19 protein-coding genes are annotated in these 22919 nt (G+C 37.2%); 12 read left to right on the forward strand and 7 right to left on the reverse strand.

Annotated elements, in window-relative coordinates; translation table 11 throughout:
* Positions 1–5 precede the first annotated feature (5 nt).
* The 6 genes from QM524_RS12875 (at position 6) to serS (ending at position 7015) form a co-directional block, all read left to right on the forward strand.
* A complete protein-coding gene (locus QM524_RS12875; RefSeq protein ID WP_283344916.1) occupies positions 6–875 on the forward strand; it encodes a DUF4292 domain-containing protein in 870 nt (289 codons plus the stop codon).
* A 354-nt stretch (positions 876–1229) separates the two neighbouring features.
* Positions 1230–2507, forward strand: a complete 1278-nt coding sequence (locus QM524_RS12880; RefSeq protein WP_283344917.1) for a murein hydrolase activator EnvC family protein — start codon at positions 1230–1232, stop codon at positions 2505–2507.
* Positions 2508–2828: 321 nt separating this feature from the next.
* Positions 2829–3518, forward strand: coding sequence for a tetratricopeptide repeat protein (locus QM524_RS12885; protein WP_283344918.1), 690 nt, complete (start codon positions 2829–2831; stop codon positions 3516–3518).
* A gap of 91 nt (positions 3519–3609) precedes the next feature.
* Complete coding sequence (gene ribH, locus QM524_RS12890; RefSeq protein ID WP_283344919.1) at positions 3610–4086, forward strand: 6,7-dimethyl-8-ribityllumazine synthase; 477 nt, start codon at positions 3610–3612, stop codon at positions 4084–4086.
* An 89-nt stretch (positions 4087–4175) separates the two neighbouring features.
* On the forward strand, positions 4176–5534 hold the full coding sequence (locus QM524_RS12895; protein ID WP_283344920.1) for an aspartate kinase: 1359 nt from the start codon (positions 4176–4178) through the stop codon (positions 5532–5534).
* 209 nt (positions 5535–5743) lie between these two features.
* Entirely contained in the window at positions 5744–7015 is a 1272-nt protein-coding gene (gene serS / locus QM524_RS12900) for a serine--tRNA ligase (protein WP_283344921.1), read from the forward strand.
* A 181-nt stretch (positions 7016–7196) separates the two neighbouring features.
* Here serS and hpt read toward each other — a convergent pair whose 3' ends face one another.
* Positions 7197–7739, reverse strand: a complete 543-nt coding sequence (hpt, locus tag QM524_RS12905) for a hypoxanthine phosphoribosyltransferase (RefSeq protein WP_310586450.1) — start codon at positions 7737–7739, stop codon at positions 7197–7199.
* 289 nt (positions 7740–8028) lie between these two features.
* Between hpt and QM524_RS12910 the strand changes: the two genes are divergently transcribed.
* Together QM524_RS12910 and QM524_RS12915 are read left to right on the forward strand one after the other, a co-directional pair.
* Entirely contained in the window at positions 8029–9240 is a 1212-nt protein-coding gene (locus tag QM524_RS12910; RefSeq protein WP_283344922.1) for a tetratricopeptide repeat protein, read from the forward strand.
* 478 nt (positions 9241–9718) lie between these two features.
* Positions 9719–12673, forward strand: coding sequence for a DEAD/DEAH box helicase (locus QM524_RS12915; RefSeq protein WP_283344923.1), 2955 nt, complete (start codon positions 9719–9721; stop codon positions 12671–12673).
* A gap of 10 nt (positions 12674–12683) precedes the next feature.
* Here QM524_RS12915 and QM524_RS12920 read toward each other — a convergent pair whose 3' ends face one another.
* Genes QM524_RS12920 through QM524_RS12930 form a run of 3 tightly spaced genes read right to left on the reverse strand, consistent with a single transcriptional unit; the run spans position 12684 to position 15544 of the window.
* Complete coding sequence (locus QM524_RS12920) at positions 12684–13676, reverse strand: VWA domain-containing protein (RefSeq protein WP_283344924.1); 993 nt, start codon at positions 13674–13676, stop codon at positions 12684–12686.
* Positions 13677–13729: 53 nt separating this feature from the next.
* Positions 13730–14659: a hypothetical protein gene (locus QM524_RS12925; RefSeq protein ID WP_283344925.1), complete on the reverse strand. Its 930-nt coding sequence runs from the start codon at positions 14657–14659 to the stop codon at positions 13730–13732.
* A gap of 15 nt (positions 14660–14674) precedes the next feature.
* Positions 14675–15544, reverse strand: coding sequence for a DUF58 domain-containing protein (locus QM524_RS12930; protein WP_166580270.1), 870 nt, complete (start codon positions 15542–15544; stop codon positions 14675–14677).
* Positions 15545–15714: 170 nt separating this feature from the next.
* Here QM524_RS12930 and QM524_RS12935 point away from each other — a divergent pair, with 170 nt between their 5' ends.
* From QM524_RS12935 to QM524_RS12945, 3 genes are all read left to right on the forward strand, one after another.
* Complete coding sequence (locus QM524_RS12935) at positions 15715–16092, forward strand: DUF4296 domain-containing protein (protein WP_141234688.1); 378 nt, start codon at positions 15715–15717, stop codon at positions 16090–16092.
* A 190-nt stretch (positions 16093–16282) separates the two neighbouring features.
* Positions 16283–17014: a polyprenol monophosphomannose synthase gene (locus QM524_RS12940; protein WP_095160964.1), complete on the forward strand. Its 732-nt coding sequence runs from the start codon at positions 16283–16285 to the stop codon at positions 17012–17014.
* A gap of 6 nt (positions 17015–17020) precedes the next feature.
* A complete protein-coding gene (locus QM524_RS12945; RefSeq protein ID WP_283344926.1) occupies positions 17021–17566 on the forward strand; it encodes a CopD family protein in 546 nt (181 codons plus the stop codon).
* 101 nt (positions 17567–17667) lie between these two features.
* On the opposite strand, the gene QM524_RS12950 is transcribed toward QM524_RS12945, so the two are convergent.
* From QM524_RS12950 to QM524_RS12960, 3 genes are all read right to left on the reverse strand, one after another.
* A complete protein-coding gene (locus QM524_RS12950; protein ID WP_283326378.1) occupies positions 17668–18540 on the reverse strand; it encodes a 3-keto-disaccharide hydrolase in 873 nt (290 codons plus the stop codon).
* Between the two features lie 197 nt (positions 18541–18737).
* On the reverse strand, positions 18738–20210 hold the full coding sequence (locus tag QM524_RS12955) for an aldehyde dehydrogenase (NADP(+)) (protein ID WP_283344927.1): 1473 nt from the start codon (positions 20208–20210) through the stop codon (positions 18738–18740).
* A 254-nt stretch (positions 20211–20464) separates the two neighbouring features.
* Positions 20465–21487 (reverse strand): toxin-antitoxin system YwqK family antitoxin, encoded by a 1023-nt coding sequence (locus QM524_RS12960; protein WP_283344928.1) that lies wholly within the window; start codon positions 21485–21487, stop codon positions 20465–20467.
* A gap of 238 nt (positions 21488–21725) precedes the next feature.
* Between QM524_RS12960 and fcl the strand changes: the two genes are divergently transcribed.
* The gene (gene fcl / locus QM524_RS12965) at positions 21726–22667 is read left to right on the forward strand and encodes a GDP-L-fucose synthase (RefSeq protein ID WP_166550921.1); all 942 of its coding nucleotides are present in this window, start codon (positions 21726–21728) and stop codon (positions 22665–22667) included.
* The last annotated feature ends 252 nt before the right edge of the window (positions 22668–22919 follow it).

The following is a 22919-nucleotide window of genomic DNA, read 5'->3' on the forward strand; positions in this document are numbered from 1 at the left end:
GACAAATGAATAAACTAATCATTGGAGGTGTCGTATTGATGTTGGGTATTGCTTCTTGTAAAAAACCAGCAATTAATAAATCTCCTGAACTTGTTTCAACAACCACAGACTCCTTAAAAAAAGAAACTTCTAATGTTGTAGTAGCTCCCACAACAGACTCATCGAAAGTAAGTGTGGATAATGCTGCTAAAACAGAAGATGCTGAAATAGAAAAGGTAAGCGTTGACGAAGTAGATTTTAAATATCTTAAAGGAAAAGCCAAAGTAGGTATTAAAAGTACAGATGTAAACCAGACGGTCAATATGGACATTCGTGCTAAAAAGGATAGCGTGATTTGGTTGAACGTATCTGTCCCAGGTCTTCCTGTGTCAATAGCTACGGCCGTTTTTACCAAGGATTCTGTAAAAATTCACAACAAGTACGAAGGCTCGTACAATGTGTACAGATATGACCATTTTTCAGAGAAATTCAAATTCAATTTGACCTTTGATATTCTTCAGGCATTGATTGTTGGAAACCGTCCTTTCAAGAAAAATAAATCAAGAGTTATTCGTGAAAATGAATACTTTTTGCTCAAACAACGCGAAGGCAAAGTACAAATTGATAATTACATTGGTCAGGATAAAAAGCTCAAAAAGCTATTAGTAACGCAAGATGTTACCAATACCAAACTCGAAATGGATTTTGCAGACTTTACTGCACTGAATAATACAATTTTCCCACTTTCAAATCTGATTACAGTTGAGTATAAATCAGAGAAAGACCAGAAAATTTATCAGACAGTAATCAATATCAAGCATACCAAAGTCGAGCTGTTAGACGAACCTTTACAGTTTCCTTTCAAAGTGCCAGAAAAGCTTTTGAAGAAAAACTAAAACTTAATAAGATAAGCTTTAAGCAATATTGTCTTTAAAGCTTATCTTGCATTTTTGACGAATTCAACATATTACTGATAATCCTAGTTTACCCATATCACTAACACTATTGAATCAAATCCTTAAGTAAGTAAATGCTGAGGTTAGTTTATTACTGACAAGCTCTTTTTTACTTATTTTAGCAACAGGAAAATTCATTTAAAGGCATATCTGTAACAGATTTTTATTCAAATAACAGATATACGATTAACTGATATACTTTCTGATAGTGTGAAATGGACCTGGTAAATTTAGTTTTCCAAAATTCCATAAATACCTAAAGCCATTATAGCACAAGTGCAACATATCTACCGAATGAAGGCAGCCCTGAGAGTATTCACAGGACTGTTTGTTGTTTTCTTGGGGTTATACCTCACTCCTACTTATGCGCAACAAACCAAGCGCAAGAAAATCAATCGAGCTAAACTCGAAGCAGAAAAGCAGGCCAACATTCGTAAAATCAATGAGCTGAATGCAATTATTGCTAAAACTGAGCAAAAAAAGGAGGTTAGTGTTGGCAAACTCAACGCCTTGGGCGAACGTATCAATAAACAGAGTAAACAAATCAACTTGCTTACCGAAAACCAAGAACTTTTGGATATGGAAGTAAGTGAATTAACTCGTGAAAGTGGTCAGCTTTCTGGCAATTTGGAAAAACTCAAGCAAGAGTACGCCAAAATGGTTTTTAATGCTGCCAAAGTAAGTAACAAGTATAATCAGTTGAGCTTTTTGTTTTCGGCTCCCTCATTCAATAAGCTTGTCAAGAGATACAAATATCTTCGTCAATATTCTGAATCCAGAATACGACAAGCAACTTTGATTGAAAGTGTAAGAGAAGAACTACGTTTAGAGCAGCTAAAGATTCTTCAGAAAAAGCAAGAACAGGCCAATTTGTTGAAAGAAAAAATTCAAGAAACGCAAAATCTTGAAGATTTGAAGGTAAAGCAAACTGGCGTAGTGGCAGAGCTAAGCCAAAAAGAACAACAGTTAAAAGAACAACTTGATGCCAATAAGAGAGCTGTCGAAAAGCTGGAGAATATGATTGCTCAGATGGTAGAGAGAGAAATAAAGCGTTCGCAACAACGAATCAAGAATAGAGAAAAAGATACCCATAGCGCCAATACTGAAAGTAAGGCTAGTTCCAAAACCATCGAGCTAAGTCCAGAGGAACGAAAAGTGGCTACCTCTTTCTCTCAGTTAAAGGGCCGAATGCCATGGCCAGTGCAGAGTGGCTTTATTTCTGATCGTTTTGGAGTACATAATCACCCTGTTTTGAGAGGTGTTAAACTTAACAACGACGGAGTTGATATTCAAACTAATTCAGGAAACTCTGTATATGCTGTTTATGACGGAATTGTACGTTCAGTAGTAAATATTCAAGGTGTGAATACTATTGTAGCTATTCAGCACGGCGATTACTTTACGGTATATGGCAAATTATCTAATGTTACCGTGCGCGAAGGACAAAGTGTATCGTCAAGTCAAAAAATAGGACAAGTAGCAACTGATGGCGATGGTACTTCAGAAATCAAATTTCAGGTTTGGAAAAACAATGCCAAACAGAATCCAGAATCTTGGCTAAGAAATCGCTAAAGCTGTTTTATAAGGCATTCATAAAGAAGGAGTTTTAACGGATTTTATGAAAAAAAAGGGCTTGAAAAGGCGAAAAAAAAGCAGTTTTTAGGCTATGCCCCAAAAGATTACAGAAAAACCTTTAAAATTCCAATAGAATTCATAATTTTGCAGTCCAAATTTTTCCTAGCCTACAAAGGTCAAATTGGTAGATGAAAAGAAGTACTTTGAAGAGGAAAAGGTTCATTTACCAACTAAATACAAAATTACATAGAAAGTTGTTTATTAATACATTTCATCCAATTTGGTAAACAACCCTAAACGAATAATTACAAAACCCCAATGGCAAAAAAAGAAGAACACAAAAACCTTGAATTTTTGGAGAGTCCAGAAGGATTGAAGCAAGAATTAGGACACGACATCGAAAAAGTACAACAAGCCGTAGAAAAAAATAAAGGTTTAGTTTCTGGTGTAGCTGGTGCGATTATTGTAGCAGTGATTGGCTATTTCGGTTATAAATATTATGTTGCTACTCAAGATGAAGCAGCTCAAGCGAAAATGTTTAATGCTGTTTACAAGTTTGAAGCTGATTCAAACAAAGTAGCAGCACAAGAGTTTTCTAAATTAGCGAATGAGTTCGGCGGACATGCTGGTAACTTGGCTAATTTTTATGCAGGTGTTGCAGAGTTGAAAGAAGGTAAATATGATGCTGCTATCGATCACTTAAAGTCATTCAGTAGCTCAGATTTATTGGTTCAAGCTCGTGCATACTCTTTAATTGGAGATGCTTACGCTGAGAAAAAATCTTTCGGCGATGCTATTGACTATTACAAAAAGGCTTCTGAATACAAAGCAAACAAATTCTTTACTCCATCATATTTGATGAAGTTGGCTGCTGCTTACGAGGCAAACAAGCAAAACAAGGAAGCTTTGGATGTTTACAACGAAATCGTAGAGAAGTACGCAGAGTCAGCTGAATATATCAACGCCAAGAAATACAAGGCGGTGTTAGAAGGCTCTGTCTCTGAATAAGAAATAAATCAAAATATTGATTACATCAGAAGGGATAAGAGCTTAAGTTCTTGTCCCTTTTTTGTTATAACTTTTACAAAACAATTCTAAAATGTCATCGGCCCACAAAAATCTCAGTATATTTTCGACAGATAATTTACCAGATATTACAGAAAAAAAATTTGCTATCGTTGTAGCAGAATGGAACGAAGAAGTTACCAATGCATTGGCAGATGGCGCTCACAAAACACTTTTAACTTATGGTGCACAAGAGGATAATATCTTACGTGTTACAGTACCAGGAAGTTATGAACTAAGTTATGGAGCACAAAAAATGGCACAACGTGAGGATATCGATGCTGTTATTTGTATTGGTTGTGTAATCCAAGGTGAAACCAAACACAACGATTACATCAACCATGCTGTAGCACAAGGACTTACCAATGTAAGTTTGAAATACGACAAACCTGTTGTGTTTGGTGTGTTAACGCCAAATACCGAGCAACAAGCCCTTGATCGTGCGGGTGGTATTCATGGTAACAAAGGTGACGAAGCTGCTATTACAGCAGTTAAAATGTTGAAGTTTTAAGAGTAAAAAATAAATGGGAAAAGGTTTTACCCATTACCACGACAATCTCAAGCATATAATAACCAGAAAATCAATAATTCACAATAACAATGCAAGTTTGGAAATTTGGGGGAACTTCTGTTGGGAAGCCCGAGCGAATGCACTCGATTAGAAATTTGATTACCGAAGATAGCACACGTAAAATCGTGGTATTGTCAGCTCTTTCGGGAACAACAAACGCCTTGATTTCGATTGGAGAATCATTAAAGGCGAATAATGATGCAGAGGCAACTCAAAAAATCGAAGAGTTGTACGCACATTATGAAACATTTATCAAAGAACTTTACAAAACTCCTGCTGGATACGCAGAAGGTAAAGCAATCATTGATAAAGAGTTTTCATTCATTCGCTCGTTGGTAAGCATCAAACCTTTTAGCGTAAAACAAGAAAAAGAAATCGTTGCTGAAGGTGAATTGCTTTCAACTCAAATGTTCGAAGCATACTTGCGTGAAGAAGGTGTTAACGCAGTATTGTTGCCAGCATTAGATTTTATGTTAATCGATGCGGATAATGAGCCTGTATTGAAGTTTACAGAAGAAAAATTGAGCTCTATCCTTTCTCAATTAGAGGGTAAACAAGTCTTCATCACTCAAGGATTTATCTGCCGTAACCCACGTGGCGAAGTAGATAACCTTAAGCGTGGAGGTTCTGATTATACCGCTTCATTGATTGGTGGCGCTATCGTAGCTGATGAAGTTCAAATCTGGACAGACATCGATGGTATGCACAACAATGACCCACGTATTGTGAAAAAAACATTCCCAATTCGTGAGTTGACATTCGAAGAAGCTGCTGAATTAGCCTATTTTGGTGCTAAAATTTTGCACCCAAGTACGATTACTCCAGCTAAATTGAAAGGTGTTCCTGTTCGTTTGAAAAATACGATGGAACCTTCAGCTTATGGTACTTTGATTGCGGACAAAACTTCTGATCGTGAAATCAAAGCTATCGCAGCGAAAGATAACCTTACGGCTATCTATATCCACTCTACTCGTATGTTGAATGCTTACGGTTTCTTGCGTAGAGTATTTGAAGTATTCGAGAAATACAAAACTCCAGTGGATATGATTACTACTTCTGAGGTATCGGTATCGGTAACAATCGACAACGATGAACACTTGGAAGAAATCATGGCAGAATTAAGACAATTTGCTGACCTAGAAGAATGCGACAACGATCAAACTATCGTTTGTATCGTAGGTAACTTCTCGGCAGACAAAGAAGGTATTGCCTTGAAAGTATTGGATGCCATGAAAAACATCCCAATTCGTATGATATCCTACGGTGCTTCCGAGCACAATATCTCCTTGTTGATTCACGGCAAGCACAAGGCAGAAGCGCTAAATGCACTAAACGAGCGTTGTTTTTTATATGAAGATGCTATGAAAAGCATTTTCTCAGCGCCCTAAGTGATAAAAAGCAATAAATACTAATAGCCGTGTCGTCAGAAGCTTACGCACGGCTATTTTTTTTATCTTTGCAAAAGAACTTAGTAAATCAGCAATTACCCTTGTAGACTTAACTATTACTTAATAGATAATAATACCTTGCGGAGGCTCAAAAAATTAAACACGATATAGAGCGATTGATGGCAAAGCTCGATAGATAAATAGAATCCATGTTACAAATTCAACAAATCAAGGAAAACAAAGAAGCCACTATTACTGGCTTGAAAAAGAAGCATTTTAAAAATGCTGAAGAAGCCGTTGAACAAATCATCGCGTTGGATGATAAGCGTCGCGAAACCCAAAATGAGCTAGACTCCACTCTTGCTAAGTCAAATGCTTTGGCCAAAGAGATTGGTGGTTTGATGAAAGCTGGAAAAAAAGAGGAAGCGGAAGCTGCTAAAGCTGAAACTTCTACCTTGAAAGCTCGCTCTAAAGAGTTGGATGAGACGTTAAAATCTATCGAATCTGAGCTTTATGAGGTACAGGTAACTTTGCCAAACTTACCACATAGCAGTGTTCCAGAGGGTAAAACTCCAGAAGAAAATGAAGTAATTCTCGAAAATGGCTCTATCCCAACACTTGCTGAAGATGCTTTGGCTCACTGGGACTTGATTAAGAAATACGATATTATTGACTTTGAATTAGGAAATAAAATCACAGGGGCTGGTTTTCCAGTGTATAAAGGAAAAGGTGCTCGTATCCAACGTGCGTTGATTAACTTTTTCTTGGACGAAGCTATTGCTGCGGGTTACGCCGAAGTACAACCTCCTATCTTGATTAACAAGGATTCTGGCTTTGGTACTGGTCAATTACCTGATAAGGATGGACAAATGTATCATGCAACTGTAGATGATTTGTATTTGATTCCAACGGCTGAGGTGCCTATTACCAACTTGTATCGTGATGTAATTTTGCAAGAGGCAGAATTGCCTGTTAAAAATGCTGGTTATACACCATGTTTCCGTCGTGAGGCGGGTTCTTGGGGCGCTCACGTTCGTGGACTAAACCGTTTGCACCAATTCGATAAAGTAGAAATTGTACGTATCGAAAAGCCTGAAAATTCTTATGCGGCTTTGGAAGAAATGTCATTGCACGTACAAGGTTTGTTGCAAAAGTTAGAATTGCCATACCGTGTGCTTCGTCTTTGTGGTGGCGATATGAGCTTCACATCTGCTTTGACGTACGATATGGAGGTATTCTCTGGTGCACAAAAACGTTGGTTAGAAGTAAGTTCTGTATCAAACTTCGAAACATATCAAGCTAACCGTTTGAAACTTCGTATGAAAACTGAAGGAAAGTCTCAGTTGTTGCATACGCTTAATGGTTCGGCATTGGCTTTACCACGTATCTTGGCAGCTATTCTCGAAAATAACCAAACACCAGAAGGTATTCGTATTCCAAAAGCATTGGTACCATACTGTGGATTTGATATGATTGCGTAGGTAATGGTGAGTTAGTGAATTGTGAATGAGTGAATTGTGAATTAGTGAATATTTCTATTTGAATTTTACACATAGAGACTAATGATTTGTGTCTCTCATGCTAAAACACAAATTTTATAAAATCACTAATTCACAATTCACAACCCACTAAATATCTATGGAAAATTACCTGATAAGCTTATTACGCTTCATGTAAAACGTACAAATCTGGTAAATTTCTTCCTAAACCATCGTAGTCTAGTCCATAACCTAATACAAAACGATTTTCAAGCTCAAAGCCCAAATAGGCTATGTCAATCGGAGTTTTGAGTGCTTCTGGTTTTTGGAATAAAGAAGCAACTTTTAGAGATTTCGGATTTTTACCTAATAGTTGTTCCTGTATTTTCGCCATAGTAAGCCCTGTATCGATAATATCTTCAAGAATAATTACATCACGATCGGTGATGTCCTCTTTTAAACCTAATACTTCTGTTATTTTCCCTGTCGAAGTGGTCGAGTGATAAGATGAAACACGCAAGAACGTGATTTCACAATCGATAGATACAGACTTCATGAGCTCGGCAGCAAATAGAAAAGATCCATTCAAAATCGCTAAGAAAATCGGACATTTGCCTTCATAATCTTTATTGATTTCTTGTGCCATTTGGCGTATTTTATCCTCAATGATTTCTTGCTTAATAAAAATTTCGAACTGTTTGTCGTGAAGTTGGATGATTGGTTTCATCGGATTGGTCTCGTTATAATAGAATAAATCAAAAAGTGAAATTACTGTCTATCAGGCAATATTCAAGATTTTGAAGAAATTTTTTAATTAGTTTTTAATATTTCAAATAAGATTTACGTTAACTACTTGAGTAGCTTGCAAGCCTCCCACTGATTGTTGTATGCCTAAGGAAGGTTAATTCCAATATTCACCGACTAATTGTGGATAACAGGACGATATATCTTCAAAAGTGTGATAATTTTGAATCCGAAAAATAAACCAACTCAATCAACCAAGCCAAGTGAATACGATGAAGTCCCTAATTGCTTTTTTGTGTAGTGTATTATTGGTCATCAATACGAGCCAAGCTCAATGGTGGAAAGATACCGAAAAAGCCGAACAAGAGCGTTCGAAAGGAATGCTTTTGCTGACTACAGAGGTGCAGATTGAGGCTACCACGGCCATCAATCACATGTATAATTTTAAATTTTACGAAGCAGAAAGAGAATTTAATTATTTGAAAATCAAACATCCTAATCATCCTCTACCTGATTTTTTGTTGGGCTTGATGGAATGGTGGAAAATTGTGCCTAACACCGACAACGTACTCTACGACGAAAAGTGTTTGGAATATATGGACGAAAGTATCAGAAAAGCAGAAGTGATTTGGGATGATACCGAAAACCCCGAAGCTGCCTTCTTTATGGCAGCAGCGTATGCTTTTAAAGGTCGTTTGCATTCAGAGCGTAAACATTGGACAAAGGCAACTTTGGCGGCCAAAAATGCCTTAAAATATCTAGATAAATCAAGGAGCTTCTCTGACTTTAGCCCAGAATTGATGTTTGGCGATGGTTTGTATAATTATTACTTCCAGTATGTCAAAGATAATTACCCTTTGCTTCGCCCAGTGCTTTGGTTATTTCCAAAAGGCGATAAGCCAAAAGGTATTGGTCAGCTAGAAAAAGTAAGCTATAATGCCTTTTATACGCGTACCGAAGCACGTTATTTCTTGCTTCAGATTTATGGCATGGAAAATATGAATGAAAAGGCTTATGAGTTGTCGAAATATACCCATGAGACCTATCCTGATAATCCATTCTTTCATCGTTTTCATGCTCGTTCGGCATTTGTAGCAGGTCGTGTGGCAGAAGCAGAAAAAGAAGCCAAAAGTATTTTACAAAAAATCGAGGAGCACTACCCTGGCTATGAAGGTGTAAGCGGACGCTATGCAAGCTATATTTTGGGGTATTATGCCTTCAATTATAACCGTGATTATGCGGAAGCAAAGAAATATTACCAAAAAACCATTGATTTTGCTACTTTAACCAATTCTACAAAATCTGGGTATTATCTTTCGTCGAAACTGACTTTAGGTAAAATTGCTTCTATGGAAAAAGATTATGACAAGGCGATTGATTATTTCAAGGAAGTATTGGACGATTCCGAACGTAAATCTAGCCAGCATGACGAAGCTAAAAAGCTGATATCAGAAACCAAAAAATTACGTCGTAAGAGTAGATAAACATTGCGTATAACTTAAGAAGGTGAGTACCCAAATTCCTGTAAAAGAATTTCTTTTACAGGAATTTGTTTTTTGTGGCAATGGTGACTGATTTTTTAGAATACAAAAAAATATTTCCATAAACTCAAATTAGTGCTATAAATCGTGCTATTTAATTGATTTTATTTATATTTACTATTCAGACAAATTCAGAATTTAATCATTTTGAGTTTAATACACTGCTTTTGAAAGCTTTCTAAATGTTAATAAAAGAATTACATGGCTGTCAATAGTCATTTGAAATACCAACAAACCTAATAGCCAAAATTTTCATCAACTGCCCAAAGTTTAAAGATTGATTGTAGCTATTCGCCTCCGAATCTACTAAAATGAGTTTGATAGGTTTCGTCTTCCTTACTGAGAGCCAATCAGCTTAAAGTTTATAACATTAACAGATGTCTTTGAGAGTCCTCAAGGACTTAAACAACTTGTAAATCGTATGAAAGTTTCTACAACACAGCCTTTTCAAATTATCTATACGATACTGAGTCATGAGTATCTTGGATATTTATTTGAGGCTTTTGTAGTACAATTGGACGCCAAAGGCGAACTTACTTTACTGAATCAAAATATATCTACTAAAAATATCCGTGAATTTTGCGAAGGTCTTACCGAATATCAGCCTGATGAAAATGACTTTAAGTTGGTCAAACTTATCGACTCGATTCAGCAGGATGCTATCTTCAAAAAATTTGGGGGAACCAAAAAGCGGACTATTGTAGATTTTTTCCTAAAAACGTATGACGTCCAAAAAGGAGATAAAGCACTTCAAGAGTTAATTACCGATTATAACGAGCGTGTCAAAGCCGAAATCATGCCTTTGTTGCTCAATAAGCAGCTTTTCATTATGGGAAGTGATGGTAATCCTGTGTGGCAAAAAGTGGAAGTACTGCCAGAAAAGGCAACAGTTTTATTTCATTTTATGCGCAATGTGGACAATACACACTATTTTCCAACGATTAAATATGCAGGACAGAAAGTAGATTTTCAGTACAAAAATGCCTTTATCGTTTGCGAAGAGCCTGCGTGGATGATTTTGGAAAACAGATTATACCATTTTGAAAAAGACGTGGATGGCAAAAAGCTACGTCCTTTTCTCAACAAAAAGTTCATTGTTATTCCGAAAAGTATTGAAGAGGATTACTATCGAAAATTCGTAACATCAATCATTACGATGTTTGATGTATATGCAAAAGGATTTGAGATTCATTCCGAAAACTATCGTTGTGTGCCTGTGTTGAGTATTTCAGAACAAAAAACGAAAAGTCAACTGGTGCTTGTGGATAGCGATTCAAGTGCGACAGAAGAAGATACCAGCGAAACACAAGTTGTTTTGAGTCTAGCTTTTCAGTACGGAAAATATACCTTTCGATTCGATAGTTTCTCGGCATCGTCCAATGTAAGTATGGAAAAAAAGGGTGATGATTATATTTTCCATAAAGTAAAAAGAGATTTGCCCCTCGAGAAAGAGAAGCTAAAAGTGTTACAAAATTTGAACATGAGCCTCAAGAATGGCAAAATACTTTTACCCAAAACGGAAGCTTTTTCTTGGCTACAAGCTAGTTACCCACAGCTAATCGAAGCGGGTTTTGAAATCTCTCAACAGGTAGAATCCGACGGAAAGAAATACTTTTTGGGTTATTCTAAAATCGAGGTTACTATCACTGAAGGCAACGACTGGTTTGATATTCATACTTTGGTAAAATTTGGAGATTTTGAAATACCATTCTTAAAACTCCGTAATTTGATTCTTCAGCGAAAGAAAGAATTTGCTTTACCCAATGGCGAAATTGCAGTCATTCCTGAGGTTTGGTTTACGCAATATTCAGAGCTATTTGCATTCGTTGAGCATCATCACAATGATGGTTTTATCCTGAAAAAGCATCATTTGTCTTTGGTGCAAGATATGGAACGTGATTCGCTGGCGACAACAATCATGAGTCGAAAACTGCAAAAGCTACGCGATTTTGAAGAAATTCAAGAATATTCAGTTCCAAAGGGTTTTGCAGGAAATCTTCGCCCCTACCAAAAAGCGGGTTATGATTGGATGCGTTTTTTAAATGATTACAACTTTGGTGGTTGTTTGGCGGATGATATGGGTTTGGGGAAAACCGTTCAAACTTTAGCACTTTTACAATCTCAAAAAGAAAGTGGTGTCGCCAGTCCATCGTTGTTAGTCATGCCTACTTCTCTGATTTATAACTGGGAGGCAGAAGCACGCAAATTTGCCCCAGAACTCAAAGTTTTGACCTATACGGGAACATATCGCGATAAAAATATTGAGCAATTTGACAATTATGACGTGATTTTAACTTCGTATGGCATCGTACGGATTGATATAGATATACTCAAAAATTATCGTTTCCATTATGCTATTTTAGATGAATCTCAGTCTATCAAAAACCCTTCATCGTTTATTACCAAAGCTGTCATGCAGTTGAATACTCGACACAGGTTGGTGTTGACTGGTACACCGCTCGAAAATAGTACCATGGATTTGTGGTCGCAAATGACCTTTGTAAACCCTGGATTGTTGGGTACGCAACATTTTTTCAAAAACGAATTTCAAATTCCAATTGAAAAGAAAAGCGATGAACTCAAGATACAGCGCCTTTATTCGATTATCAAGCCCTTTATGCTGAGAAGGCATAAATCGCAAGTGGCTACCGAACTACCACCCAAAATCGAAAGTATCCATTATGCAAAAATGACAGAATTACAGGAAAAAGAATACGAAGAGGCAAAATCCTATTATCGTAATCTTATCTTGGAGCATATAGATACCGAAGGGATGGCAAAATCACAAATGGTAGTTTTGCAAGGTTTGACCAAACTTCGTCAAATAGCCAATCACCCACGTCTCACCGATCATGAGTACGATGGCGATTCGGGCAAATTAGATGATGTATTAGAAAAACTCGAAACAGTCTTAGAGGAAGGACACAAAGTGTTAATATTTAGTCAATTTGTAAAACACTTGGATTTGTTTAGAGAGCGACTAGACAACGAAAAACGTCGCTATGCGTATTTGGATGGAAGTACCTATGATCGTCAAGCTCAGGTACAATTGTTTCAAGAAAATGATGACGTAAAAATCTTCTTGATTTCTTTAAAAGCGGGCGGTTTGGGACTCAACCTTACTGCGGCGGATTATGTGTTTATTTTGGACCCTTGGTGGAACCCAGCTATCGAGGCGCAAGCAGTAGATAGAGCTCACCGCATTGGACAAGTAAAAACGGTATTTACTTATAAGTTTATTACCAAAAATTCAGTGGAAGAAAAGATTTTGTCATTACAACAAAATAAACAAAAACTCGCTTCGGAGCTTATTACGACTGAGGAACACTTTGTAAAATCGCTAAGCAAAGATGATGTAATAGCGTTGTTGGAATAAGATTAGGGCCTTAATCTTCCAAAATATTACCCATAAAAGTGTTTTTACACGCAAAAGAGAGCAATAATAACATAATTGCCCAACGAAGATAATTATGGTAGAAATCACGTAGATTCTTATATCGATTCTGCTTGATTTCTACTTTTTCTAAACGATTGATTTCTTTAAAAATATTCTCCAAAGAACGCGCATCGGTCGCTCGGAAAAATTTACCATTACCAATTGAAGCAATATTCCTGAGAGCACTTTCATCTACTTTTTCGGTATTGATTTTGTTTGAGCCCACAGCAATCGTGTATAGCTTCATGCCAAATGCACGTGCCATTTGTGCCGAAAGTGCAGGGTCGAGATTTCCAGCAGTGTTGTCTCCATCTGAAAGCAAAATAATCACTTTTGATTTAGAGGTAATTTCTCTCATTCGGTTGATACACATACCCAATGCATTGCCCAGCGCAGTACCTGAGGTTGCTATCAAGGAAGGATGTATTTCATCGATATAATCTTTGAGCATATCATAATCATTGGTGAGGGGACAAAGAGAAAAAGGTTCTCCCGCAAAAATGACCATGCCAATTCTATCCTGAAAACGCCCTTCGATAAACTTTTTGGCAACTTTTTTGGCAACCACCAATCTACTAGGAGGAATATCAGTAGCCTCCATTGAAGCAGAAATATCCAATGCCAACATGATGTCGATACCTTCCGAAACTTCTTCCTGCGTAGAAATAGCCCTTTGAGGACGAGCTAGGGCTACTAAAATTAACATAATACTCAAAACAAGTAATAACCCAGGCACAAAACGTAAGGCACTTATCCAGCTAGAGCGAAATTGCTGTGCAGGGAATGCTACGTTGAGTTTTTGGACATTGTTGCCAACAATCCAGTTACGAATAATAAACAAAAAAGGTATGGCAGGGATACAATATAGATAAAACGGTTGTGCCCATTCAAAGGATGAAAGGGTTTGAATACTAAACCAATATTTTGAATACCAAGCCTCCATGTGCTACTAATTGCTGAGAAATGAATGTCGAATTGAAAGAAATCAAGCCAACATTAAACTGGACTATCGATAAGGTCTTGGCGATGCTCGCGGTAAAGACCTTCGGCTAGTTCTTGTAAAATGGCTAATGATGAAACTGTTTTTTTGGAAAAGTTACCTCCATAAATTGTTGCGTCAATTTCTCGAAGAGCTTCTGGCAAACGAGCATCTTTGATATTATCGAGAATTTCTTTGGTCGTAAATGTGGTAAAGGGCTTTTCTTCGAGACGTTCGATGTATTTTTTCCAAAGTACTAGTGCTTTTTCTACGTTTTCTAACCTTCGATTGAGTTCATTGGTGTCTTTGCTAAGTCGCTGAAAAACACGTTGGTACTCGTCGAATCTTCTGCGAAATTGGAAAAGCTTAATTTGCCGTTTGATGGGTTTCCCAAACAACCAAAAAATAATCATACCAAATGCTCCCAAGCCCATAAAAACCATAATTGTTAAAGGGTAATTGGCTTGTTGCGTCAAATGAATCGGCTGAGAATCCATTTTGAGGCGTAAGGTATCTATTGGGGCTTTGGTTGGAATCATGGATTGAAAGTAAACCGAATCTTCCAGTGGCATTACCTTGGTACAGTCGCTAGTAGTGCGGATATAAACAGGTAATTGAAGTTTTTGAACAGGTTTTACTTCAAACGAAATCAAGGTATAAATTACACTGTCGAGACTAATGCCTTTTTGAGTAACAGTTGGAGTATATTCTCTCTTGACTAGCTCGAATGGCGCAAAGTTGTAGGTAGAATCAGGAAAGAAAACATCAAATTTTTCTGGATGCTTAAAGCTTAAAACATATTTGACAGGAATACCAATGCCAATACTATCCTCTATAAATTTACCTTTTACCTGCGTCCAAGCTGATGTATGAGCTAAAAACAAAGCCCATATCATACCAAATTGCTTGGCATAACGATAGATATTTGGAGAGGATAATAGCTTCATAACAGTTTTGCCTACTTATTTTTTTCTCACTTTAAATAACTTGATGAGCTTATTTACATAGTCTTCTGAGGCATCAATAGATAAATAATTGGCTTTATTTTGCTTACAAAGTTGTTCTAGTGTTTTGGAGTTATCTTCAAAAAGGTTTTTCATTCGATTTCTAAACCAGCTAGAGGATGCATTGACCCATATGGTTTTTCTGCTTTCAGTATCAAAAACAGGAATAATGCCTAATCTCGGTAAATTAGTTTCCCGCTGATCATACAAATGAATTACCACCAAATCATGTTTTCGAGCAAGTGCCTTAAGGTTTTCCTCGTAGCCAGTATCAATAAAGTCTGATACGATAAAAATAAGACTACGGCGCTTGAGAACTTCCAACCCAAACAAAATCATTTTCTTGAGGTTGGTTCCAGCAGACTCAGGTTTGAGTTTGAATAGCTCCAAAATCGTTCTGTAGCCATGTTTGAGCGTGTTGGCAGGTTTGATGTACTTTTCTTTTTGGTCCGAAAAACACAGCAATCCTACATGACTAGCTTCTTTGATGGCAGATAGTGTAAGAACGCCACAAATTTCCTTGGCGGTATCTAATTTTGAACGATCAGAACGCCCTACATCTTGCGAAGCGCTCACGTCGACCATAAAGAAAACGGTTTGTTCTTTTTCTTCTTTGAAGATTTTGACAAAAGTTCCGTGCCCTTTAGCGGTGGTATTCCAGTCGATGAGTCGAACGTCGTCGCCATATTGATATAAGCGTAAGTCGCTGAATTCTAGTCCAGAACCTTTAAACACAGAGTTGAAGTTACCTCGCATTTGGGAAGTAACCGCTTTGCGAATACGAATTTCAAATTTATGTAATTTCGCTAAAAAAGCCTGTGGGTTCATAGCCTTCTGAGTAGATGAAATTATTTCTGATTAAGTGAAATAACTCGAAATGCTGAAAGGAGTTCACACTTTTATAAAGTGAACCAAGTACTTGTAGATAAAAGTGTTAATAATTCCTAATTATCCAAGAATTGCTTTAAAACTACCTAAAATCCCTGTAATTTTGAAATGTGAGAGCAAGAATTCTTCTACTGATAGGGCTTTTATCGGCATGTAGTGCATCCGATAAACCCGATAATTTGATTCCAGAAGACAAGATGATAACCCTTTTGGAAGAGGTACATATCGCTGAAAACCAAGTGAATAATTTACACATGGGCAGCGCTGATTCGGCGTTGGTTGTCTATCAGGTACTAGAAAAAGAAATTTTTAAGAAATACAGTATTGATACGGCTATTTACCGTGCAAGCTTTAAATATTATGTGGCTCGACCAGAGCAATTTAAAGCTATGTATGAAAAAGTTGTGAAAGATTTAGAAGCTAAAAATGAACGTTATCTAAAGAAACAGCGTACATCAAAGCCTGATACTGTCAAAAAGCCAATCTAAAAATGGTATTATAAGCTGGTGTCAATGCACAAGATTTTCAAACACCTTTTAAAAAGTACTTAAAATAAGTTTTAGTAACATTGAAGAGAAACAATACATTTGGACTTATTTTAGCGTTAAATCTATTCTACTAATACAAAAACTTAGCGCTCTAGAGATTTGAGAAAGAGCCATAAAAATCGTTTTATCAATGAACAACCGTATCGTTATTATCCCAACGTACAACGAAATTGAAAATATTGAAGCTATTATTCACAAAGTAATGAGTCTGGAACCAAGGTTTGATTTGTTAATTGTGGATGATGGTTCTCCTGATGGGACTGCACTCAAGGTAAAAGAATTACAGGTGCAATATGGTGAAAGACTTCATTTGCAAGAACGAAAAGGTAAGTTAGGACTAGGAACCGCCTATATCCATGGGTTCAAATATGCTTTGGCTCGTGGTTTTGAATATATTTTTGAAATGGATGCCGATTTTTCACATAATCCAGATGATTTAGTTCGCTTGTACGATGCATGCGCAACGGGAGGAGCAGATTTGGCGATTGGTTCTCGTTATATCAAAGGTGTCAATGTCGTAAACTGGCCGATGGGACGTGTTTTGATGTCTTATTTTGCAGGATATTATGTACGTTTCATTACCCAAATGCCCATCATGGATGTTACCGCAGGATTCAAATGCTATCGTGATACCGTTTTAAAAACTATCAATCTTGATAAAATTCGTTTTGTGGGGTATGCCTTTCAGGTAGAAATGAAGTTTACTACTTGGAAATATGGCTTCAAAATCGAAGAAGTTCCAATTATTTTTACCGACCGAACTAAAGGAGAATCAAAAATGTCTGCAAATATCTTTAAGGAGGCGATTTTTGGTGTTTTACAGATGAAATGGTTGAGTTTATTCAAATCATACAAACGCTAGTCAGAAATGGATTATAACCATATCAAAGCCATACATATCATTTTTGTAGTGAGCTGGTTTGCTGGATTATTCTATTTGCCACGCTTATTTGTTTATCATACCGAAGCCAATACAAAGCCTGAATTCGAACGAGATATTATCCAAGAGCAGTTCAAGAAGATGGAAAAGGTTTTGTTCAATGCCATCATGGTTCCCGCTATGTGGTTAACCCTTATTTCGGGTGCAACGTTGGTATATTGGTCTTGGTGGGATAGTTTCGCACAACATGGCTGGTTACATCTTAAATTAAGCTTTGTAATAGGACTTTTGATTTACCATTTTCTTTGCCGAAAAATCATTTTTGAACTTCGAGAAGGAAAATTTCGCTTTACCAGTTTTCAATTAAGACTTTATAACGAAGTAGCGACGATATTCCTTTTTGCCATAGTTTTCCTAGTAATCCTAAAAAATACCATAGATTGGATTTGGGGTGTAGTTGGTTTATTAGTTTTTGCAGTACTGATTATGACAGCCGTAAAAATCGCAAAATCACTCAGAGAAAAGAAGAAATAGCTTAGAGAGTAACAAAGGCATAAAGAGACAAAGGCACAAAGTGAAAATATATTCTACACTTTGTGCCTTTGTCCCTTTAATACTTTGTCACTATTACTTTATCACTTTTTCCCTTTTTTCTTAGCGTATTTGCACGTATTAGGTAAAGATTTGATAAAATAAGACTTATAATTCAATGCCTTAGGATCCATACACCCTTCTAGTTGTAACACTTCAACTTTGCGGAACTCTACAGGATGGCTTTCGCTTTGGAGTGAAATATATCCTTCGTTCAATAATTTTCCATCAGGTTTGAAGGCAGGGTTATAAGCATCTACATTGCCCCCTCCTACTTGTGGTTTTTGATATTCCAAAACCATTTCTCCATTGACATAATGTCTCACTAATGAATCACCCAACACCATCACTTCGGCTCTTACCCATTGGTCTCCATCGTATGTTTTTGATTTGGAGTTGATACAGTGTGGCGTAAATAACTTGCCATTCATTTCTACATTGGTACCTGGTGTACAAAGGTTACACGTAGTGCGTTCGCCTTTACCTGAGCCACCTAGCAATTGTACTTCAATCGAAATGGGGAAATCTTGGTCTTTACCCATCGATGCAGCTGGCTGACAGTGAAGCATAATACCGCTATTACGATAGGCCCATCCTGGTCCTTCTGGCGCTTGCTCGCCTACAAAACGATACTCAGTCGCGATGATGTAATTGGAGAATTTCTTTTTGTAGAAAATATGACCAAATTTTTCATCAAACTTGTCGTAACCATCATACGACACAACCAGTTTTCCGTCTTTTACTCGAAACGTATTGGCAAAGTTGTCGTTTAAGTCATAATGGCGGATTTTGATGTCCCAGCCATCTAAGTTTTTTCCATTAAATAGTTGCTCCCATTCTTTTGTATCACTCTTTTTTTGTCCAAAAGTCATACATGAAAGACCTAAAAGCAGAGAGGTAATCAGACGTTTTTTCATTGTTATTGATAGTTGGTAATTAATTTCAGTAAATTCAGTAGGTAAAATAAAATTTAATTTTGAGCCTTTGGCTTTCAGCTTTGGGCATTCGGCAAAAACATATCTATTGTTACTAAAAAACATTTCAACACTCTTTGCCTTGTGCCTGTTGCCTTGTCCCTAAAACACAAAACTTAAATATAATTCAGCACTAATATCTATTTCGTCCATTCATCATTGACAATTCTCCAGATATTCAACGGATTTTGACTTTGCAGTTCGGCTGGTAATAGGTTTTCTGGAAAATTTTGAAAACTTGCTGGTCGCACCCAACGTTTGATAGCGTCGGGACCAACCGCCCCAAAACGAGCATCGGTTGTGGCAGGAAAAGGTCCTCCGTGTTGCATAGCATAACATACTTCCACACCCGTAGGCACACCATTAAAAATCAACCGACCACAGATATTTCTCAGTGTTTCAATAATGGCTGGATTCTCTTGTAACTCTTCCTCAGTCGCTATCAAGGTAGCGGTCAGTTGACCTTCTAAATGTTCGATTACCTGCAATAAGTTATCTAAATCGGTACATTTTACAATCAATGAATAAGGCCCAAATACTTCTTGATGTAAAGTAGGATTTTCTAAAAATATACTACTCGACACTGAGGCTATTGTTGGAATAGCCTGAATGATGCCTGTCTTTTCAATTAAAGACTCTACCTCTGTTTTGACACCTTCTTGCGATAAAGCTACAGTTCTTTTTCCTTCAAAATTTTGATAAATACCTGCATTGAGCATAGCGGCTGGCGCTACTTGTTCAACGGCTTGGCTAAGCGATTCGATAAAAGTATCCAAATCGGGATTATCTATTGCCAAAATTAGCCCAGGATTGGTACAGAACTGCCCCATGCCCAAAGTAATCGAATTGGCATACGTAATAGCCACCTGTGAGGCTTCAGCATTGAGTTTTTGAGGCATCAACACCACTGGATTGATACTACCCATTTCTGAAAATACAGGAATCGGCTCGGGACGTTGGTTGGCTAAATCAAAAAGAGCCTTTCCTCCATTGAGCGACCCCGTAAATCCGACTGCTTTGGTTACAGGGTGTAATACCAATGCGCGACCAACTTCAAAACTGTGACCTGCCACGTGTGCAAATGTACCATCTGGCAAACCACAAGCTGAAACAGCTTTTAAAACAGCTTCTGTGACCATTTCGGAGGTTTTTGCGTGTGCTGGATGACCTTTTACCACAACTGGACAACCAGCAGCCAAAGCCGAAGCGGTATCGCCGCCAGCCGTAGAATAAGCAAAAGGAAAATTGCTGGCGCCAAAAACAACTACAGGTCCAATCGGAATCAACATTTTGCGAATATCTGGACGAGGCATCGGCTGACGATCGGGTAAAGCTGTATCAATACGAGCCTCAACCCACGAACCTTCCTCTAACAAACGAGCATTGGTTTCGAGCTGAAAACAAGTTCGTGTGCGCTCACCAATGAGTCGAGCTTCTGAGATATTGGTTTCTTGATGGGCTATTTGGATTAAACTATCACCCAAATCCAAGATGTTTTGTGCTATAGTTCTGAGAAATAGAGCTTTCTCTTTTCCCGAAACTTTACGATATATTTTAAAAGCCTCAGCGGCTTTTTGCATAATAGAATCAATATGTTGCTGAAGATTTTCCATGAGCTTGTTTTATGTAACGAAATATGCAGAGGTAAAATATGGTTTCCATATTTTGACATCCTAAAATCATTTGAATAGCAATTTAACAGCCTATCTGCAATTTAGTATTCTTAGCTGAAGGTAATCTTTTACAAATAGAATTATAACCTATTTCAACGCTATGCTGTCAGGATAAAATACAAAAAGCCTAAGGGATACCCCTTAGGCTCAAAAAATATTTTTAACGCTACAGTCAAAACTCAAAATACTATACGCTAATTATCGTCATCCTCAACCTTACGTTTTTGCTGTTTTGGTGCTTCATAAATCAATTTGCCAGTGTTATCTCTTTCTTGAAGAACAACTGCCTCGCCTTTTTCGAATTTATCTTTGGGATACATCGTTTCTTTTTTCAGACGACCCATAGCACCAAATTGATGATATTCTCTCCAACGACCCACTTTAATGCTATCTTCAAATTTTCCTTCTTCTTTGAGCTGTCCGCCATCGTAAAAAGCACGATATTCACCCGTTACTTTTCCAAATTTTACAGGTATTACTTCTTTTAATTTCTTTTGTTCTTTGTCATAATACGAAAAATGGGATTCTGCTGGAAAGCCATTTTTGTATTTATCTTTTGACAAAAGAATATACTCTTGGTTGTAAGTTTCCCAACGTCCATCTTTTACCCCAACATAAAAAAATCCTTCTTCTACTAATTCATCATTGATATATTTCTTGAAAGGACCATGACATACTTCGCCATAATCTAAGTCTTTGCGTGGGGTGTTAGTAATACGACGTAGTTTGGGGTCATACCACCAAATTTCTTTGGCGTAAATGCTTGGAGTAGCTTCGTCTGGGTTTCTTAGTACATTGATTTCTTCCACCGTAAATCGGTTTCCTGTACCATATTCGCCAATACGGCGTTCAAACTTGATTCCTGAATACTCATCTTTGGGAGCTTTTTTGACTTTTTTACTTTTCTTGGCGTCTTTCTTTACTTTCAGACCAAGGTCACTGCTCAAGTCAGTCGAAAACTCTTCGGCTTTTTCTTTATTATTTTTTATATCGTCTTTTACATCCGAAATAGTCTTCTTCGCATTCTTGATATTATCGAGCACATCTGTCTGAATCAGTCCACCCAAAATACCCTTTTTGCGAGCAGTAGTATCGGTTTTGGGCTTACTACTCGACTTAAATTCGTCTTTTTGTTGGGCAATACAAGTTACAGTACTATGAAGTAGTAAGATGGAAATCAATGAGATAAAAGTAGAGGGAAAGGATAAACTTCTCATGGGTAGCACGTAGTCAAAGGCTAATCTATTACTTTTGCAAACGAAAAAATTGCTTATTTATTTTTAAACAAAAGAAGGAAGAGAAATCTTGTTATCCAAATTTCAACAGAAAGCCTTCTAGTAGAACTCCTGAATTTAAGAGATATTTGTAAACTTTTGTTTTACAAAAAAATGTTATTTAAGATATAAATCGCTGGAAATGATTCTGTTTTCCAGAACATCAATAATCAATTAACCCGTGGAAAAAGACGCAAAAATCTATGTAGCAGGACATCGTGGAATGGTGGGTTCTGCCATTTTACGAGCATTACAAAAAGCAGGATATACCAATTTTCTGCTTCGTACGTCTAAAGAATTAGACTTACGCAACCAACAGGCAGTCGCTGATTTTTTTGCTGCCGAAAAACCTGACTATGTATTCCTTGCTGCTGCCAAAGTGGGCGGTATCGTAGCTAATAACACTTATCGTGCCGATTTCTTGTACGAAAACCTGTCGATTCAGAACAATGTGATTCACAGTGCTTATGTGAACAAGGTTACGAAATTGATGTTTTTGGGTTCTTCGTGTATTTATCCAAAATTGGCTCCTCAGCCTCTGAAAGAAGAATATTTGTTGAGTGGCTACTTAGAATATACCAATGAGCCTTATGCTATTGCCAAAATTGCAGGTATCAAAATGTGTGAGGAATATCGCAATCAGTATGGCTGTAATTTTATTTCGGCAATGCCTACCAATTTGTATGGTCCAAATGATAATTACGACTTGCAAAACTCTCACGTATTGCCTGCAATGATTCGTAAATTTCATGAGGCAAAAATCAATGGCGCTCCTAACGTAACACTTTGGGGTACAGGCTCGCCAATGCGCGAGTTCTTACACGCTGACGATTTGGCAGAAGCGTGTTTATATTTGATGGAAAATTACAACGAACGTGAGTTGGTAAATATCGGAACTGGTACCGACGTAACCATCAAAGAATTGGCCAATACCGTAAAAAATGTAGTAGGTTTTGAAGGTGAATTAGTATGGGATACCTCCAAACCAGATGGTACACCACGCAAATTGATGGATGTGTCAAAACTACATAGTTATGGTTGGAAACATAAAATTGAATTAGAAGAGGGAATTGGTTTGGCTTACCAAGATTTCTTGACCAATCATGACGCTTTAAGATTGTAAAAATAGCTTCAGGTTAATTACTCAACAATCTTAAGGTTTTGCGCAGAATTATATTTTTTGTATTAGGCACAAGGCAACAGGCACTAGGCAAAGAGTGTTAAAATGTTTTTAGTAACGATAGATATGTTTTTGCCGAATGCCCATACCTGAAAGCCCAAAGCTCAAAAATTAAATAAATTTTTCTCGCAATAGGCATTAAGCTATATGCCATAAGCAATATGTTGTGCTTGCCTAATGCCTACGGCTTATAGC

This window comes from Flectobacillus roseus (genome assembly GCF_030056595.1).
GTDB lineage: Bacteria > Bacteroidota > Bacteroidia > Cytophagales > Spirosomataceae > Flectobacillus > Flectobacillus roseus.

Coding starts and splice junctions, on each gene's coding strand:
- hpt (WP_310586450.1), bottom strand. CDS start 7,739: ATGAAACCAATCATCCAACTTCACGACAAACAGTTCGAAATTTTTATT.
- QM524_RS12960 (WP_283344928.1), bottom strand. CDS start 21,487: ATGAGAAGTTTATCCTTTCCCTCTACTTTTATCTCATTGATTTCCATC.
- QM524_RS12895 (WP_283344920.1), top strand. CDS start 4,176: ATGCAAGTTTGGAAATTTGGGGGAACTTCTGTTGGGAAGCCCGAGCGA.
- QM524_RS12945 (WP_283344926.1), top strand. CDS start 17,021: ATGGATTATAACCATATCAAAGCCATACATATCATTTTTGTAGTGAGC.
- QM524_RS12925 (WP_283344925.1), bottom strand. CDS start 14,659: ATGAAGCTATTATCCTCTCCAAATATCTATCGTTATGCCAAGCAATTT.
- QM524_RS12930 (WP_166580270.1), bottom strand. CDS start 15,544: ATGAACCCACAGGCTTTTTTAGCGAAATTACATAAATTTGAAATTCGT.
- QM524_RS12875 (WP_283344916.1), top strand. CDS start 6: ATGAATAAACTAATCATTGGAGGTGTCGTATTGATGTTGGGTATTGCT.
- QM524_RS12940 (WP_095160964.1), top strand. CDS start 16,283: ATGAACAACCGTATCGTTATTATCCCAACGTACAACGAAATTGAAAAT.
- QM524_RS12910 (WP_283344922.1), top strand. CDS start 8,029: ATGAAGTCCCTAATTGCTTTTTTGTGTAGTGTATTATTGGTCATCAAT.
- ribH (WP_283344919.1), top strand. CDS start 3,610: ATGTCATCGGCCCACAAAAATCTCAGTATATTTTCGACAGATAATTTA.
- serS (WP_283344921.1), top strand. CDS start 5,744: ATGTTACAAATTCAACAAATCAAGGAAAACAAAGAAGCCACTATTACT.
- QM524_RS12955 (WP_283344927.1), bottom strand. CDS start 20,210: ATGGAAAATCTTCAGCAACATATTGATTCTATTATGCAAAAAGCCGCT.
- QM524_RS12920 (WP_283344924.1), bottom strand. CDS start 13,676: ATGGAGGCTTGGTATTCAAAATATTGGTTTAGTATTCAAACCCTTTCA.
- QM524_RS12950 (WP_283326378.1), bottom strand. CDS start 18,540: ATGAAAAAACGTCTGATTACCTCTCTGCTTTTAGGTCTTTCATGTATG.
- QM524_RS12915 (WP_283344923.1), top strand. CDS start 9,719: ATGAAAGTTTCTACAACACAGCCTTTTCAAATTATCTATACGATACTG.
- QM524_RS12880 (WP_283344917.1), top strand. CDS start 1,230: ATGAAGGCAGCCCTGAGAGTATTCACAGGACTGTTTGTTGTTTTCTTG.
- QM524_RS12885 (WP_283344918.1), top strand. CDS start 2,829: ATGGCAAAAAAAGAAGAACACAAAAACCTTGAATTTTTGGAGAGTCCA.